This is a genomic window from Microbispora sp. NPDC046973 (assembly GCF_040644495.1).
Lineage (GTDB): Bacteria > Actinomycetota > Actinomycetes > Streptosporangiales > Streptosporangiaceae > Microbispora.
The window spans coordinates 1-15,280 of the sequence record NZ_JBEYWQ010000014.1; the positions used below are offsets into that span (position 1 = coordinate 1).

General features: G+C 71.4%; 12 protein-coding genes. 1 reads left to right on the forward strand and 11 read right to left on the reverse strand.

The genetic code is table 11. The features are described from left to right. The 11 genes from ABZ860_RS24335 to ABZ860_RS24385 form a co-directional block, all read right to left on the reverse strand. Positions 1 to 371: DUF742 domain-containing protein (locus tag ABZ860_RS24335; protein ID WP_357224110.1), on the reverse strand; the 371-nt coding region annotated here is incomplete at its 3' end. Positions 372 to 489: 118 nt separating this feature from the next. Beyond that, complete coding sequence (locus ABZ860_RS24340; RefSeq protein ID WP_205825907.1) at positions 490 to 903, reverse strand: roadblock/LC7 domain-containing protein; 414 nt, start codon at positions 901 to 903, stop codon at positions 490 to 492. Between the two features lie 8 nt (positions 904 to 911). Continuing rightward, complete coding sequence (locus ABZ860_RS24345) at positions 912 to 4,169, reverse strand: nitrate- and nitrite sensing domain-containing protein (protein ID WP_357224112.1); 3,258 nt, start codon at positions 4,167 to 4,169, stop codon at positions 912 to 914. A gap of 382 nt (positions 4,170 to 4,551) precedes the next feature. Next, on the reverse strand, positions 4,552 to 5,088 hold the full coding sequence (locus ABZ860_RS24350) for an ATP/GTP-binding protein (RefSeq protein WP_260617195.1): 537 nt from the start codon (positions 5,086 to 5,088) through the stop codon (positions 4,552 to 4,554). Between the two features lie 28 nt (positions 5,089 to 5,116). Continuing rightward, positions 5,117 to 5,476, reverse strand: a complete 360-nt coding sequence (locus tag ABZ860_RS24355) for a DUF742 domain-containing protein (RefSeq protein WP_030510865.1) — start codon at positions 5,474 to 5,476, stop codon at positions 5,117 to 5,119. A gap of 15 nt (positions 5,477 to 5,491) precedes the next feature. After that, positions 5,492 to 5,902 carry a roadblock/LC7 domain-containing protein gene (locus tag ABZ860_RS24360; protein WP_198167377.1) on the reverse strand — a complete coding sequence of 137 codons (411 nt, stop codon included), beginning with the start codon at positions 5,900 to 5,902 and terminating at the stop codon, positions 5,492 to 5,494. A 5-nt stretch (positions 5,903 to 5,907) separates the two neighbouring features. Continuing rightward, positions 5,908 to 9,186, reverse strand: a complete 3,279-nt coding sequence (locus ABZ860_RS24365; protein ID WP_357224115.1) for a nitrate- and nitrite sensing domain-containing protein — start codon at positions 9,184 to 9,186, stop codon at positions 5,908 to 5,910. 230 nt (positions 9,187 to 9,416) lie between these two features. Next, the gene (locus ABZ860_RS24370) at positions 9,417 to 11,783 is read right to left on the reverse strand and encodes a [protein-PII] uridylyltransferase (RefSeq protein WP_357224117.1); all 2,367 of its coding nucleotides are present in this window, start codon (positions 11,781 to 11,783) and stop codon (positions 9,417 to 9,419) included. A 4-nt stretch (positions 11,784 to 11,787) separates the two neighbouring features. Then, positions 11,788 to 12,126 carry a P-II family nitrogen regulator gene (locus ABZ860_RS24375; RefSeq protein ID WP_030510869.1) on the reverse strand — a complete coding sequence of 113 codons (339 nt, stop codon included), beginning with the start codon at positions 12,124 to 12,126 and terminating at the stop codon, positions 11,788 to 11,790. Next, entirely contained in the window at positions 12,123 to 13,439 is a 1,317-nt protein-coding gene (locus ABZ860_RS24380) for an ammonium transporter (RefSeq protein WP_357224120.1), read from the reverse strand. The genes ABZ860_RS24375 and ABZ860_RS24380 overlap by 4 nt, the downstream gene beginning before the upstream one ends. A gap of 352 nt (positions 13,440 to 13,791) precedes the next feature. After that, positions 13,792 to 14,211, reverse strand: a complete 420-nt coding sequence (locus tag ABZ860_RS24385) for a MarR family winged helix-turn-helix transcriptional regulator (protein ID WP_357224123.1) — start codon at positions 14,209 to 14,211, stop codon at positions 13,792 to 13,794. 97 nt (positions 14,212 to 14,308) lie between these two features. Between ABZ860_RS24385 and ABZ860_RS24390 the strand changes: the two genes are divergently transcribed. Continuing rightward, entirely contained in the window at positions 14,309 to 15,175 is an 867-nt protein-coding gene (locus tag ABZ860_RS24390; RefSeq protein ID WP_357224126.1) for an SDR family oxidoreductase, read from the forward strand. The last annotated feature ends 105 nt before the right edge of the window (positions 15,176 to 15,280 follow it).

Sequence of the window (15,280 nt, forward strand, 5' to 3'; positions counted from 1 at the left end):
TGCGGCTGATGCACATGCACCAGCCCCTCCGCCGCCATGTCCGCGATCACCACGCGAACCACACCCAGCGGAATCCGCAGCAACGCCGACACCTCAGCCACCGACCGCACCTGACGGCACAGCGTGCTGATCGCCTGGCGTTCCGGGGTGAGCGTGGAAAGGTCCTGATGCATCACCGTGGCGGAGGACACGAGCGCCTCCATGGCGAGCTGGAGCCGCGGTGCCGTACGCCCGCCGGTGACGGCGTACGGCCGCACCAGCGAGCTCTGCTCCGTCGGCGCCGGCGTCGGGACGGGGTTCGTGCCGCCGTACTGCCGGTGGGCGTCGTCCACCGGCGGATAGGCCTCGTTGTTCCAGCCGCCGCCTGCCACAGCGTCCTCCTGACCTTTTCGCTCTCGCTCCGGAACCCGGCGGCCGTCCCGGCCGCCCGCTCAGGGCGTCTTCCCCGATCTGTCCTCCACCGCGTGCCTCACTTCGCGGAGTCTTCCGTCACCGCGGGTGGGACGCCTGGAGCTCGGCGCGGACCGCGGGAGTCAGCACCTGACCCGCCCGTTCCACCAGCAACGTCATCTGATAGGCCACCAGACCCAGATCGGAATCCGCCGCCGCCAGCACCGCCAGACAGGACCCGTCACTGATCGACATGATCAGCAACAACCCCCGCTGCATCTCCACCACCGTCTGCGTCACCGGGCCACCCTCGAACACCCGCGAGGCACCCTGCGTCAGACTGATCAACCCGGCCGCCACCGCCGCCAGCTGATCCGCCCTGTCCTTCGGAAACCCGTCCGAGAACGCCAGAGGCAACCCGTCCGCCGACACCACCACGGTGTGCGCCACACCCGGCACGTTGTTCACGAAGTCCGTGATCAACCAGTTGATGCCGCGCGCGGCCTGGCTCATTTCCCTCATCAGTCCTCCTTCTCACTGTCCTGGGCATCAGGCATGCCCAGGGCCGCCGCCCCGGGATATCCCTGCTCCTCCCCAGCCTCCCCGCGGGCGACCGCCCGGCCCTGCCGGATGCCCTGCTGGAAGCTGGAGAGCCTGCTGCGCACCCGCTCGGGCGAGAGCACGGGCGGGGGCGGCGGCGGGGCGGCCGCCGCTGCCGCGGCGGGCTCCGCGGAAGGGGTGGGAGCCGTGGCCGAGCCGGGCACCAGGTTCGCCTTGGGCACCCGCTTGGGCAGGCCGGACGAGGTGACCCCGCCCAGGGCCGGCTCGCTGGCCGCCTTGGCCGCCTGCCAGCCGGCGTCGGCCGGGGACGACCAGGTCCTGGTGTCCGCGGCGGGCTCGCCGTCCGAGTCGCTGTCGTCCGCCGGGAGGTCGACCTTCTTGAACCAGTCCGACTCCACCGCGGCGAAGATCGGGAGGAACTCCTCCTCCGACTCCAGCGGCGAGGTCCGCACCACCGGCAGCGGGCCGGTGTTGTCGTCGCCTTCGAAGGCGCCGCGACCGGTCCGTCCGGGCCAGCCGGCGCCGTCGTCCTGGGGGGTGCCCGGCCAGGAGCCGCCTCCCGGAGGGGGCAGGTGGCCCGGCCAGGGCGTGTCCACGGGGGCCTCGCCGACGTGACCCCGGCTGAAGGGGTTGGTGTCGAAGGGGCTGGATTCGAACGGTCCCGAGTCGAAGTTCGTGGTCTCGAACGGGTCACGCTCGGGCGCCGTCTTCTCGGGCGGCGCCTTGTCGAACGGCGTCTTGTCGAAGGCCGCCCGGTCGAACGGCCCGGACTCGAACGGGCTGCGGGCGAACGGGTCGGGCTGCCCGCCCTGACCGAAGCCGCCGGTGTCGAAGGGGTTGCGGGCGAAGGGGTCGGACTCGCCCGGCCGCCCCGCACCGCCCGTCTCGAACGGGTTGCGCGCGAACGGGTCGCCGTCGGCGCCGCGGCCCGGCGGCGGCTCGAAGGGGTTGCGGGTGAACGGGTCGGGGTCGAAGCCGACGGTCTCCCGCGGGAAGGACTCGAAGGGCCCGCGCTCGAAGGGGTCCGCGCCGGGGGTGCCGACGCCGGGCGCGTCCGCGCCGAACACCGGGGTGCGCGGCGGGTTCTCGAACGGCGTCGGGCTGGCGAGGGCCGGCGCGTTGCCGAACATGGGAGCGCCGAACTGCGGCCCGGTTCCGACCGCCGGCATCGGGCTGGTCAGCTCGGGCTGCGGCATGCCCGGCACCCCGGGGAACGCCGGGCCTGCGTTGGCCAGCAGCGCCTCGGGCAGCAGCACCATGGCCGTCAGGCCACCGGTGTCCTGCTGGCGCAGCTGCACGCGGATGCCGTGACGCAGCGCCAGGCGGCCGACCACGAACAGGCCCATGCGGCGGGACACCGACACGTCCACGACCGGCGGGTTGGCGAGCCGGTAGTTGGTCTGGGCCAGCTCCTCGGGCGTCATGCCGATGCCCTGGTCGCTGACGGAGATGATCAGGCCGCCGCCGTCGATGCGGTTGCTCGACACCATGACCTTGGTGTCGCGGGGCGAGAAGGAGATGGCGTTCTCCACCAGCTCGGCCACGAGGTGGACGACGTCGTTGACCGACTGGCCGACGACCGACGCTCCGGCCTGCACCTGGATGTCGACGCGCTCGTAGTTCTCGACCTCCGACAGCGAGGCGCGCACGACGTCGACGATGGGCACCGGCTGGCCCCAGCGGCGCGCGGGCTCCTGCCCGGCGAGGACCAGGAGGTTCTCACTGTTGCGGCGCATGCGGGTCGCCAGGTGGTCGAGCTTGAACAGGTTGCCGAGCCGCTGCTCGTCCTGCTCGCCCTGCTCCAGCCCGTCGATCAGGGACAGCTGGCGTTCCACCAGCGTCTGCGTGCGCCGCGACAGGTTCACGAACATCGCGTTGACGTTGCTGCGCAGCCGGGCCTCGTCGCCCGCCAGCCGGATGGCCTCGCGGTGGACCTCGTCGAAGGCCCGCGCGACTTCCCCGATCTCGTCGCGGCCGACCACCTGGATCGGGGCGATGGGCGGGACCTCGGCGGCGTCGCCGGCCTCCCGCAGTTTCTGGACCGTGTCGGGGAGGCGGCTGCCGGCGATCTCCAGCGCCTCGCTGCGCAGCCGCCGCAGCGGCCGTACGAGCGAGCGGGCGACGCCGGTGGTGACGAGCAGGACCGCGATCAGCAGGAGGGCGACGGCGACGGCCACGATGATGGCCCGCTGCTGCTCGTCGTCCTTGAGCGTCTGGCTCCGCGCCACGATGGAGGAGGTCAGCTTGGCCTCGACGGTGCGCATCCGGTTGATGGGCTGCGACATCGCGTCGTACCAGAGGCGGGTGTCGTCGCGCACCGACAGATCGAAGCCCTTGAGCGGGAAGCCCGCGTTGGCACGGTCGAGCACCAGCGTGCGGATGAACTCCGCCTGGTCGACCTTGCCGCCGGTGACCGTGTTGTCGTAGTCGGTGCGTTCCTCGGGGGTGGCGCTCTTGCGGAAGGTGCGCAGCTCGCTCTCCTCGGCGGACACGGCGCCGAGGAAGTTCTGCAGCTGGACCTGCTCGAAGCGGGTGTTGGGCAGCACCGTGGTCAGCAGGCCGCGCTGCAGGGAGGCGTTCTCCTTCGCGCGGGCGAGCGCGGCCAGCGTGACGGCCGCGGCGGCGAGCCGGTCGTCCTGCGTGCTCTTGGCCAGCTCGTCCTGCAGGGCCATCAGAGTCTCGATGACGAGGGTGTACTGGTCGAGCACGGCGCTCGGTTGCAGGTTCCCCTGCATGGCCTGGCTCCGCAGAACCTCCACGCCGTCGAGCTTGCCGATGATGTGGTCGATCTCGTCGGAGGCGCGGGTGCTCACCTTCGTCCTGACCTCGTTCGCCAGGTCGCGTACGGCGGTGGCCGCCTTGTTGGTGAGAAGGGTCTGCGCCTTGACCGCGGCGGTCGCCTTCGCCGGGTGGCCGAGCGTCGCGTTCCAGGCGGCGCGGTCGCGTTCCGACTGCAGCTCGTGGGTGAGGCCCGCGACCTGGTCCACGAGTCGCGCCAGGTCGCTGATCTGCTGATACTCGGACGCCGTGTTGACCGAGGTGACGACCCGCAGGCCGCCCAGCAGCAGCGCCGCCAGCGTCGGGATGAGGATCAGCGCCACAAGCCTGGAGCGCACGCGCCAGTTGCGCAGGAGTAAACGACTTCCCTCGTCGGGCTCCTGCTCAGCCGGAACCCCGGTCCCGGGGCTCTCGTCGGTCCGGGGGTCTTGTGTCCTCACAGGCTTTGCAACCTCTCGCCGTATGTGCGCACAGGGGGAAGTGTCTCAGCACGGATGTGGCTGGCGTGACGTGCGAGACGTCCTGCAGGCGAGGGTAATTGCAGCACACCGACACCAGGGAGGCCAACCGAACACCCGTGCACAAATAGCCTAGACAGGCATGTAGATGATGTTATTTGGTTAAATATCGGGTCAGCATCAATACCGAATTCTGCCCTGCCGGGTAGGCGCGGGTCCGGGGGATCGGGCCACCCAGGGCAAAGAATGCCGCTTCGGCGGCGCGCGCGCACCGGACGCCGCGAGGGCGGCACCCTCCGGGGTACCGCCCTCGCCGCCCCCATCGACGGGGCGGGGTCTATCGGGAACACAGCCTTTCCCGGGTTCAGTATTGTCTGCCGTACGCGGCCCGGACGGTCAGCACGTACTCGACCAGGCTGATGAGCGTGGACTTGACGGCTTCCCGCGAGCGCGCGTCCGTACGGACGACCGGGACGTGCGGAGGCAGCGACAGCGCCTCGCGGACCTCCTCCTCCGAGTGGAGGAACTGCCCCTCCCAGCCGTTCATCGCGACCAGGAAGGGAAGCTGGGCCTCCTCGAAGTAGTCGATGGCCGGGAAGCAGTCGGCGAGCCTGCGGCTGTCGACGAGCACCACCGCGCCGATGGCGCCGCGGACGAGGTCGTCCCACATGAACCAGAAGCGGTGCTGACCCGGCGTGCCGAACAGGTAGAGGATGAGGTCCTGGTCGAGCGAGAGCCGGCCGAAGTCCATGGCGACCGTCGTGGTCGTCTTGTTCGGCGTGAGCCCCAGGTCGTCGATGCCCGCACTGGCGTCGGTCATCACGGCCTCGGTCGTCAGCGGCAGGATCTCGGAGACGGCACCGACGAAGGTCGTCTTCCCGACGCCGAACCCACCCGCCACGACGATCTTCGTCGAGGTAAGACCACGGCTAGAGCCTGCGTAGTCCACTGAGCACCCTTTCGAGCAGGTTGAGGTCTGGCTGTCCCTGGTTCAGCTGCGGCATGTGCAGGCGGACCAGACCCTCGTCGGCCATGTCGGCGATGAGCACACGGGCCACGCCGAGCGGGACCCGGAGTAGTGCCGAGATCTCCGCGACCGATCGTACGGAACGACATAGCATCATGATCGATTCCTGCTCTGGGCTGAGCAGAGAATAATCGTTGCTCTTCAAGGTCACCGATGATACGAGGGTTTCCATCGCCATGTGGTAACGCGGCTCGGATCGGCCACCGGTGACGGCGTACGGACGGAACAGAGGCTCGTCCTCTGTCCCGTCACGATCGCGCATGGCCCTCTCCCCTGGTCATCGCCGCGACGTCTGCAGCTCGGCGCGCAGCGCCGGGGTGAGCACCTGACCTGCCCGCTCGACGAGCAGGGTCATCTGGTAGGCCACCAGGCCCATGTCGCAGTCCGGTGCGGCGAGTACGGCCAGGCAGGAGCCGTCGCTGATCGCCATCACGAGCAGCAGTCCCCGCTGCATCTCGACGACGGTCTGCGTCACCGAGCCCCCCTCGAACACCCGCGAGGCGCCGACGGTGAGGCTGAGCAGGCCGGCGGCGACCGCCGCGAGCTGGTCGGCGCGGTCAGGCGGAAAGCCGTCCGATTGGGCCAGCCGCAGGCCGTCCGACGACACCACCACCGCGTGCGCCACGCCAGGCGTGCTGCCGACGAACTCGGTGATCAGCCAGTCGAACCTGCGTGCTTCCACGCTCAGCTCAGTCACGAGCCCTCCTCCTCTTTACCCGACCCTTCGGCGAGACCTCCGGCCGCCTGGGCCCGGCCTCGCCTTACACCCTGCTGGAAGCTGGACAGGCGGTTGCGCACCGCATCGGCCGAGACCGGGGGGCGCGGGGCGGCGGCGGCGGGACCGTCCGCGCCCACCGAACCGGGCACCAGGTTGGCCTTCGGCGTGCGCTTCGGCAAGCCCGCCGCGGTCACGCCGCCCAGCAGGGGGTCCCGGGCGCTCGCCGCGGCCTGGAAGCCGCTGTCGGCCCGAGACCGCCACCCGCCGGGGTTCCCGCTCTGCGCCTCCGGGGCGCCGACGGGCCCCGGAGCGGGGGCGGACCGGGGCACCCTCGCGATCTCCCCGGTGGTCTCTCCGGGCTTCTCGCCGGCCTTCTCCCCTGCCGCCTGCGCAGCCGCCTCCGCGGCGGCCCGCGCCGCGGGCGCGGCCTGCGGGCCGGTGTCGGAGGGACGCCGGAACCACGCCGACTCGACCGAGGCGAAGATCGGCAGGAACTCCTCGCCCTGCTCAAGCGGCGACTCCTCCACCGACGGCAGCGGCCCGGTCGACGACGCGGTGTCCTCGGCCGGTCCCGAGGGCGGCGCCGCGCCGGGGAAGGCGGTCGGCCCCGTGCTCGACGGCGAGAAGGCCGTCGGCCCGGTGCTGGACGGCGAGAACGCGGTCGGCCCCGTGCTCGACGGCGAGAAGGCCGTGGGTCCGGTGCTGGACGGGGAACTCGGCTGAGGGAACGCCGTCGGCCCGGTGGTCGACGGGGAGAAGGCCGCGGGTCCCGAGGGCGCGCCCCGCTGCGGGAGTTCCGTCGGCCCGGTGGGCAGCGACGGCCACGAGTGCTCCGAGCGGTGCTCACCGCTCCCGCCCGCGGCTCCGCCCTGTGATCCGGCCGGTGATCCCCGCTGCGGCAACGCCGAGGGCCCGGTGGTCGACGGTGGCCACGACGAGTCGGGCTGCTCGCCGAACGCCGGGCGGCGGGCGTCGCCCTCCGGAGCCCTCCCGGGCAGGCCAGGCACCGGCTGCGGTCCCGAGTACTCGGTGAACGCGCTTTCCCCGTAGGGGTTCTCCGGCGGCGCGGGCGGCGCATCCGCCGTCGGCGCGCCGAACGCGGCGAACCCGCCCGTGCCGTTGCCGCCGGCGCCGATTCCGCTGAGCCCGTTAGCGCCGGGACCGTTCACACCGGGACCGTTCCCGCTGGTGGCCGCGGGCCTGCGGGACCCGACGCCCCCGCCCGCCGCACCGTTGCCGGGGCTCCAGGGTTCGAACGAGCCGCCGGCCGGCGCGGAGCCGAGCGGGTCAGGCTCGGCGAACGCCTGCCGGGTCGGCAGTCCGGCCGCCGTCTGCCCGACCGGGACGGAGGGCCGCGGCATCACGGGCTGGTCGGCGTTGGAGATGAGCTGGGCGGGGAACAGCACCATCGCGATGACGCCCGCGCCGTCGCCCCGGCGCAGCTGCACGCGGATGCCGTGACGCAACGCCAGGCGGCCGACCACGAACAGGCCCATGCGGCGGGACACCGAGACGTCGATCGTGGGCGGCTCGGCGAGACGGCGGTTGATCTCCGCGAGCTCCTCGGGCGACATGCCGATACCCGCGTCGGTGACGCCGAGCATCACGGCGCCGCCCTCGACGGGGCTGCTGGAGACGACGACCTTGGTGTTGCGCGGCGAGAAGGCGATGGCGTTCTCGACCAGCTCCGCCAGCAGGTGGACGACGTCGTTCGCGGCGTGCCCGGCGATCGCGATCGTACGGGGAATCCGGACGACGACCCGCTCGTAGTCCTCGACCTCCGACAGCGAGGCGCGGACCACGTCGACCAGCCGGGCGGGCTGGCTCCGCTTGCGCGGCGGCTCGTGACCGGCGAGGACCAGGAGGTTCTCACTGTTGCGGCGCATGCGCGTGGCCAGGTGGTCCAGCTTGAACAGGTCGGCGAGACGACGGCCGTCCTCCTCGCCCCGCTCCAGGCCGTCGATCAGCGAGATCTGCCGCTCCACCAGCGTCTGCGTACGCCGCGAGAGGTTCACGAACATCGCGTTGACGTTGGCGCGCAGACGGGACTCCTCCGCGGCCAGGCGCACGGCCTGCGTGTGGACCTCGTCGAAGGCCTGCGCCACCTCGCCGATCTCGTCGCTGCTGTCGACCGCGATCGGCTGCACGTGGGACTCGCGCTCGGGGTCCTCGGACTCGCGCATCTGCCGGACGATGTCCGGCAGCCTCCGCCCGGCGATGTCGAGCGCCTCCGCCCGCAGGCGGCGCAGCGGCCGGACCATCGACCGCGCGATGAGCACGGTCGTGGCGAGCACGAGCACGAGGAGTGCGAGGATCAAGCCGCCGGCGATGAGGGCGTTGCGCTGCTCGGCCGACTGCAGGTCGCGGGCGCGGCTTTGCACCAGCTCCGACACGCGGCCCTCGACGGCCGCCATCTGCTCGATCGCCTTCGTGCTGTCCTGGAACCACTGCTGGGCCGTCCTGTCCCTGCCCCGGTAGCGGCTGAGGGACTGGTTCTGCAGGCCGAGCGTGAGCGCCCACGACTTGGTCAGCTCGCTGTTGACCACGTCCTTGTCGCCGAAGAGGGTGACCAGGCGGCTCGCCTCGGTCGCCGGGGCCTCGGTGTAGAACGTCGCGAGGTAGCTCTGCTGGCGCGACTGGGAGGCCAGGAAGTCCTGCAGCTCGAACGTGGTGAAGGTCTGGTTGCGCTCCAGCAGCTCGCGGGTGAGGGTGGCCCGCTGCAGGGCCGCCTCCTCCTTGGCGTGGGCGAGAGCGCTGAGAGCGCGGAGGTTGCCCACGATCGCGGCGTTGTCGTCGTTGTTGCCCAGCTCGTCGTGCAGCCGCAGGATGTTGGCGATCACGGCGCTGAAGTCCTCCGGCGCGCCGTTCTCGCGGATGCCCGCGAGGCTGGAGATGCGGCTCGTGAGCTGCTGCGCCTGCTCCACCGCACGCGTGCCGAAGTCCTCGTTGATGTTGTCGAGGTCGGCTTTCACCTGCTGGATCAGCGGGTCGACCGCGGCGCGCTGCTGGGCGCGGGTGACCTCGGTCTCCCCGTCGATGTTGAACTTGCGCTTGCTGGTGCCGCCCCAGACGAACAGGTCGCGTTCGAGAGCCAGTTGCTCGGCCAGGTCCCGCAGGTGCACCGAGTATTCCGCCGCCGACCTGGTCCGCTGGTAGGCCGTCAGGCTGTCTATCGAGCCCACGACGCGGACACCGGCGAGGAGCACGGCCACGATCGTCGGGGCGACGATCAGCGCGGTCAGGCGTGTGGGCACTCTCCAGTTGCGCGGCGAGAGACGACTCCGCCGCCTGCGGTTATCGGTATTCGACTGCTCCATGCTCACCGGCCCCGCCATCGTTCGGCCTGCCTTCACGCGTCTGGACAGCATGAAGTGACACAGCTGTATAAGCGGGGACAATTCGACCACAAGGTCACGACGGCGAGCGGCCCTACCCCTACCGCAGCACCCCAATTGTTACCAAGAGGTGAGGATCGTTACCCACTTCATCTGAGTGCCGCGAGCACGTGTTCTCGCACCTGGATTCGCTGCTGCTCGTCGAGGATGGGACGACCTGTGCGATCCGCCACATAGAAGACATCCACCGCTTCTGCGCCCAGAGTCTCCACACGCGCGGCGCGTACGTCAAGACCGCACTCGCCGAACGCACGGCCGATCCGCCACAGCAGGCCGGGTCTGTCGTGCGCCCGGACCTCCACCACGCTCGCGGTGAGGGACGCGTCGTCCACCAGGGTGACCCTGGGCGGCGCGACCGGCACCCGGGACGGGCGCATCGACCTCGCCCGCCGGGCCAGGCGCTGCTCGATGTCGAGCCGTCCGGCCAGTACGAGGCGCAGGTCGGCCTCCAGCGTCGCGGGGTCGGGCGGCGTGCCGTACTCGGGGACGACGACGAACTCGATGACGGCCGTCGACCCGGCGGACGCGGCGGAGGCGGAGCGGACCGCCATGCGGTGCGCCGCGAGCACCCCGGCCGCCCGCCACAGCAGGCCCGGACGGTCGGGCGCGACCACGGTGACCGCGCTCCCGTTCACGCGCACCGCGCCGCCGCCGTGCCGGGCGAGCGCCGCCTGCTCGGGGGAAAGGGACGGCGCGGGCGCCGGCGGCGTGCCGGACAGCACCGACCGCACCCGCCGGACCAGGTCGGAGACCAGGGACGCCTTCCAGGAGTTCCACGCGGCCGGGCCGGTAGCGTTGCCGTCGGCCACCGCGAGCGCGGACAGCAGTTCGAGCACCTCCCTGGACCCGACGGCCTCCGCGACCCGGGAGATGGTGACCGGGTCGTCCAGGTCCCGCCGGGTGGCGGTCTCCGGCAGCAGCAGGTGGTGGCGCACCACGGTCGCGAGGGTCTCCACGTCGGCCGGGGGCAGGCCCATCCGGGTGCCGATGTCCCTGGCGACGACCTCGCCCGTGGTGGAGTGGTCGCCCGGCCAGCCCTTGCCGACGTCGTGCAGGAGCGCCGAGATCAGCAGCAGGTCGGGGCGGGACACCTCGCGGGTGAAGGCCGCGGCCCCGGCCGCCGTCTCGATGAGGTGCCGGTCCACGGTGTAGCGGTGGACGGGGTTGCGCTGGGGCCGGTGCCGTACGCGTTCCCAGTCGGGGATGAGCTTCACGAGCACGCCGGCCTGGTCGAGCTCCTCCCAGACCGGTACGGCCGCGCGCCCCGCGCCGAGCAGGGCGACCAGCGCGCCGCGCGCCTCCGGGGGCCACGGCACCGGCAGCGGCGGCGACTGGGCGGCGAGCGCGGAGACCGTCGCGGGCGCGAGCGGCAGCCCGGCCTCGGCGGCGGCCGCGGCCGCGCGCAGCACGAGCGTGGGATCGGTGCGCGGGTTGGCGCCGCGGGCCAGCACGACCTCGCCGCCGTGCTCCACGACGCCGTCGGCGAGCGGCCTGCGGCCCCGGGGGGCGGGCCCTGTGAGCAGCCGGTCGACCGTCCGCCAGGTGGCGTCGAAGGCGTGGGAGATGGTCCGGCCCGCCTCGGCCAGGCGGCGCATCAGCGCCTCGGCGTCCAGCAGCCCCAGCGTGCCGGCGACCGCGTCCTGCTCCTGGAGCACCAGGCGGTCGGTGCCGCGCGCGGTGACGAGGTGCAGCCCGTGCCTGATGTCCAGCAGCAGTTCGTACGCCTCGCGGACCCGCGGGCCGGGGGCCGAGGCGACCCAGGCGGCGGCCACGGCCTGCATCGCCTGCACGTCGCGCAGCCCGCCTCTGGCGTCCTTGAGGTCGGGTTCGAGCAGGAAGGCCAGCTCGCCGCCGGACTCGGCGCGCTTGTCGGCCGACGCGCGCAGTTCGGCCAGCCTGCGCCGGGAGTCCGCCCGCCACTCGGCGAGCACGGCCTCCCGCACGGCCCTGGTCAGCTCGGGGTCCCCCACCACGTGCCGCGCCTGGATCAGGCCCAGCACGGCCTTGAGGTCCTCCCTGGCGACCTTGACCGCCTCGTCCACCGTACGGACCGAGTGGTCGAGGCCGATCCCGGAGTCCCAGATGGGATACCAGATGCGGTCGGCGATCCTCGCCACGTCGTCGCGACCGTTGTGCAGCAGGACCAGGTCGAGGTCGCTGCCCGGGGCGAGCTCGCCCCGCCCCAGGCTGCCGACCGCGACCAGGGCGACCCCGCTGATCCCGCCGGGGCCGGCCCCGCTGTGCCCGATTCCACTGTGCTCGATTCCAGTGAGGCCGGTCCCGTGAGAGGCGGCGGGGCCGCGCTCGTCGGGGAAGCCGCCCTTCCCTCCCGATCCTCCCTCCCGCGCGTACGGCCGGGTGGCCGCCGTGCGGAACAGATCGGTGAGCCATCTGTCGATGTCCGCGGCCCGGTCCTTGCGGATCGCGGCGAACGAGCGCGCCTCCCCTCTCATCATCCGGTTACAGCGCCTCCGGCCCGCGTTCCCCGGTGCGGACCCGGACGACCGTGTCCACGGGGACCGACCAGACCTTGCCGTCACCGATCTTGCCGGTCTGGGCCGCCTTGACGATGACGTCGATGACGTCCTCGGCGTCGTCCTCCTCGGCGAGCACCTCGACCCGGACCTTGGGCACCAGGTCGACCTGGTACTCGGCGCCGCGGTAGACCTCGGTGTGGCCGCGCTGGCGGCCGTAGCCGCTGGCCTCCGAGACCGTCATGCCCTTGATGCCGAACTGCTCCAGGGCGGCCTTCACGTCATCCAGTTTGAACGGCTTGATGACTGCGGTGATGAGTTTCATGCGTCGACCTTCTTCGCAGGCGCGGGCACGGGCCCGTTGACGGAGGCCACTCCCGAGGAGTGGACGGTGCCGAGGTCGTACCCGGTCTCGGCGTGGGTGGTGATGTCGATGCCGGTGACCTCCTCCTCCTGGTTGATCCGGAAGCCCATCGTCTTGTCGATGATCTTTCCGATGACATACGCCATGATGAAGGAGTAGAGGCCGACCGCGACAGGACCGAGGACCTGCACGCCGAGCTGGGAGATCGGGCCGCCGTAGATGAGGCCCTCGTTCTGGCCGTCCGCGAAGGGGTAGCGGGCGATGATGCCGAGCGAGACCGCGCCGATCGCGCCGCCGACCAGGTGCACGCCGACCACGTCGAGCGAGTCGTCGAAGCCGAGGCGGTACTTCAGGCCCACGGCGTACGCGCAGACCGCGCCGGCGATGAGACCGAGCACGAGCGCCGCCCACGGGTCGACGAAACCACAGGCCGGGGTGATGGCGACGAGGCCCGCGACCGCGCCGGAGGCGACGCCGAGGGTGGTGGAGTGGCCGTCGCGCAGCTTCTCCACGAGGATCCAGGCGCCGGCGGCGGCCGCCGTGGCGACCTGGGTGTTCATGAACGCGAGACCGGCGGTGCCGTCGACGGCGAGCTCGGAGCCCGCGTTGAAGCCGAACCAGCCGAACCACAGCAGACCGACGCCGAGCAGCACCAGGGTCAGGTTGTGCGGCCGCATCGGGTCCTTGCGCCACCCGGTCCGCTTGCCGAGGACCAGCGCGAGGGCGAGGCCGGCGGCGCCCGCGTTCACGTGGACGACGGTGCCTCCGGCGAAGTCCTCGATGCCGAGGCCGGCCAGCCAGCCGCCGCCCCAGACCCAGTGGGCCACGGGGAAGTAGACGAGCGTCGCCCAGGCGAGGCCGAAGACGACCCACGCGCCGAACTTCGCCCGGTCGGCGATCGCGCCGCTGATGAGGGCCACGGTGATGATGGCGAAGGTGAGCTGGAAGGCCGAGAACACCAGGCTCGGCATACCGGTTCCGTCGTCCTTGGTGGCCGTGTCGACGAGGCTCTGCAGACCCAGGGCGTCCCCGCCGCCGATGAGCTTGTTGACGAAGTTGTCCCCGTCGCCGAAGGCGTCGAAGGCCAGCGAGTGGCCGTACAGAACCCAGGCGATGGTGACGGTGATGATGCTGACGAACGACATCATCATCATGTTCAGGACGCTCTTCGCCCTGGTCATGCCCCCGTAGAAGAACGCGAGCCCGGGCGTCATCAGCAGCACCAGAGCGGTGGCTGTGATCATCCAGGCGGTGGTGCCGGTATCGATCTTCACCGACGCGGCCCTCCTTACATTTGGCGTGTGGCCGGTTATCGCTCCCGCAGTGACTTCCTCCCGGGCGACCTTGGCCGGCTGGCGCACTGACGTTGGCGACAGCGTGTTCTTCCGCCGTTTCAGCCCACGACCATGTGTGTTTCACATGTGTGAAACTCGCCACCACCGTGTTTCGGGCCTGTTTCGGACGTGCTGGGAATGACAAAACGCGCACCCCGCAATGGAGTGCGCGTCGTCGGCCCTCCACTCAGGTCGATGCAACCGGTCGCAAAGTAGCCGAGGGCTGCGTTCTATTCGTATGCGCCACCGCCGACCCTGACCGGACTGCCGTCCTCCGCCCCGAACGCCCTGGTCACAGCAGATCTCTGGCCGAATCGTAGACCTTTGCCAGCGCGGTCATCAGATGGCGGCGCTCGGTCTCGGTGAGACCGGCGGTGATCTTCTCTTCCAGGCTGCGGCGCTCGGCCTCGACCGGTCCCTGAAGCGCTCGGCCCGCGTCGGTCAGCCAGAGCCTCACGAGCCTGCTGTCATGTTCGTCGCGACGACGGACGAGCAGACCGGTGGCGCTCATCCGGGTGGCCATCTTGACGACGGTGGGCGTGGTGACGTGCAACGCGGCCGCGATCTCGCCGGGCGTGCTGCCGTCGCGCTCCCACAGGGCCGCCAGCAGGTGATCCTGCCCCTGATGCAGGCCATGGCGGCGCATGGCCGTCTCGGCCAGCGCACGCAGCGCCTTCGTCGTTTTGCTGTGCAGGTCGAGGAACTCGGCCATCGCCACCTCCGGACGACAGATCGATTGACGGCTAATCATTTACCGGCTAACGTTCCGTCGTGCGTCAATCGCTAGACGGCAAACGATTAGGAGTGTCATGCTACTGGTCACCGGAGCCACCGGCAGAATCGGCCGTGAGCTGGTCCGCGAGCTCGACGCGAGGAGCGCGGAGTTCCGCATCCTCGTCCGCGATCCCGCCCGCGCGGCCGGCTTGCCCGCAAGCGCCGAGCGCGTGCTCGGCGACCTGGACGAGCCCTCGACGCTCACCCCCGCCTTCGACGGCGTCGACCGGCTCTTCCTGCTCACCCCGGGCATCGGCGTGGACCAGGCCGCGAACGCCGTCACCGCCGCGCGCATCGCCGGAGTGCGCCACATCGTGCTGTTGTCGTCCATCTGGGTCTTCGGAGATCCGGTGCCCGCCATGGGCCGCTGGCACCACGAACGCGAGCGGCTGCTGCGGGCGTCCGGCATACCGGCCACGATCCTGCGTCCCGGCGGTTTCATGACCAATGTCCTGGAATGGATGCCGTCCATCAGGGAGGAGGGATTCGTCCTCGATGCGATCGGGCCGGGCCGCGCCGCGCCGATCGATCCGGCCGACATTGCAGCCGTCGCCGCCCTCGTGCTGACCGAGAACGGCCATGAAGGCCGGACCTACACCCTCACCGGTGACGAGACCTTCACCATCGCCGAGCAGGTCGAGATCATCGCCGCCACCATCGGCCGCCGCATAGAGGTCCGTACGGCCGCCACCCCCGAGGAGATCGTCCGGTCCCGTTACCCCGACGGCGCGCCGAAGCCCCTTGCCGACGCGGTCCTCGAAGCCGCGGCGCTCATGCGCGCGGACACGACCGGAGTCCGCACCGACACCGTGCGCCACCTGCTGGGCCGCCGCCCCCGCACCTTCTCCGACTGGTGCGCCCGGAATGCGGACGCGCTGCGGCTCGACGGCGCACCCGAGTAGAGGCGGCCGGCAGACGGGGCGCACCCCCTCTCCGCATGATGAACCGACAACGTCCACGGACGACCGCGGGCGCCGGCCTTCGTCACTCGGCCGAGGGGGCCCGCC

Bases quoted from the DNA above. Each gene is read 5' to 3' on its own strand.
- ABZ860_RS24385 (WP_357224123.1), bottom strand. From the start codon at position 14,211: ATGGCCGAGTTCCTCGACCTGCACAGCAAAACGACGAAGGCGCTGCGT.
- ABZ860_RS24375 (WP_030510869.1), bottom strand. From the start codon at position 12,126: ATGAAACTCATCACCGCAGTCATCAAGCCGTTCAAACTGGATGACGTG.
- ABZ860_RS24370 (WP_357224117.1), bottom strand. From the start codon at position 11,783: ATGATGAGAGGGGAGGCGCGCTCGTTCGCCGCGATCCGCAAGGACCGG.
- ABZ860_RS24390 (WP_357224126.1), top strand. From the start codon at position 14,309: ATGCTACTGGTCACCGGAGCCACCGGCAGAATCGGCCGTGAGCTGGTC.
- ABZ860_RS24355 (WP_030510865.1), bottom strand. From the start codon at position 5,476: ATGCGCGATCGTGACGGGACAGAGGACGAGCCTCTGTTCCGTCCGTAC.
- ABZ860_RS24340 (WP_205825907.1), bottom strand. From the start codon at position 903: ATGAGCCAGGCCGCGCGCGGCATCAACTGGTTGATCACGGACTTCGTG.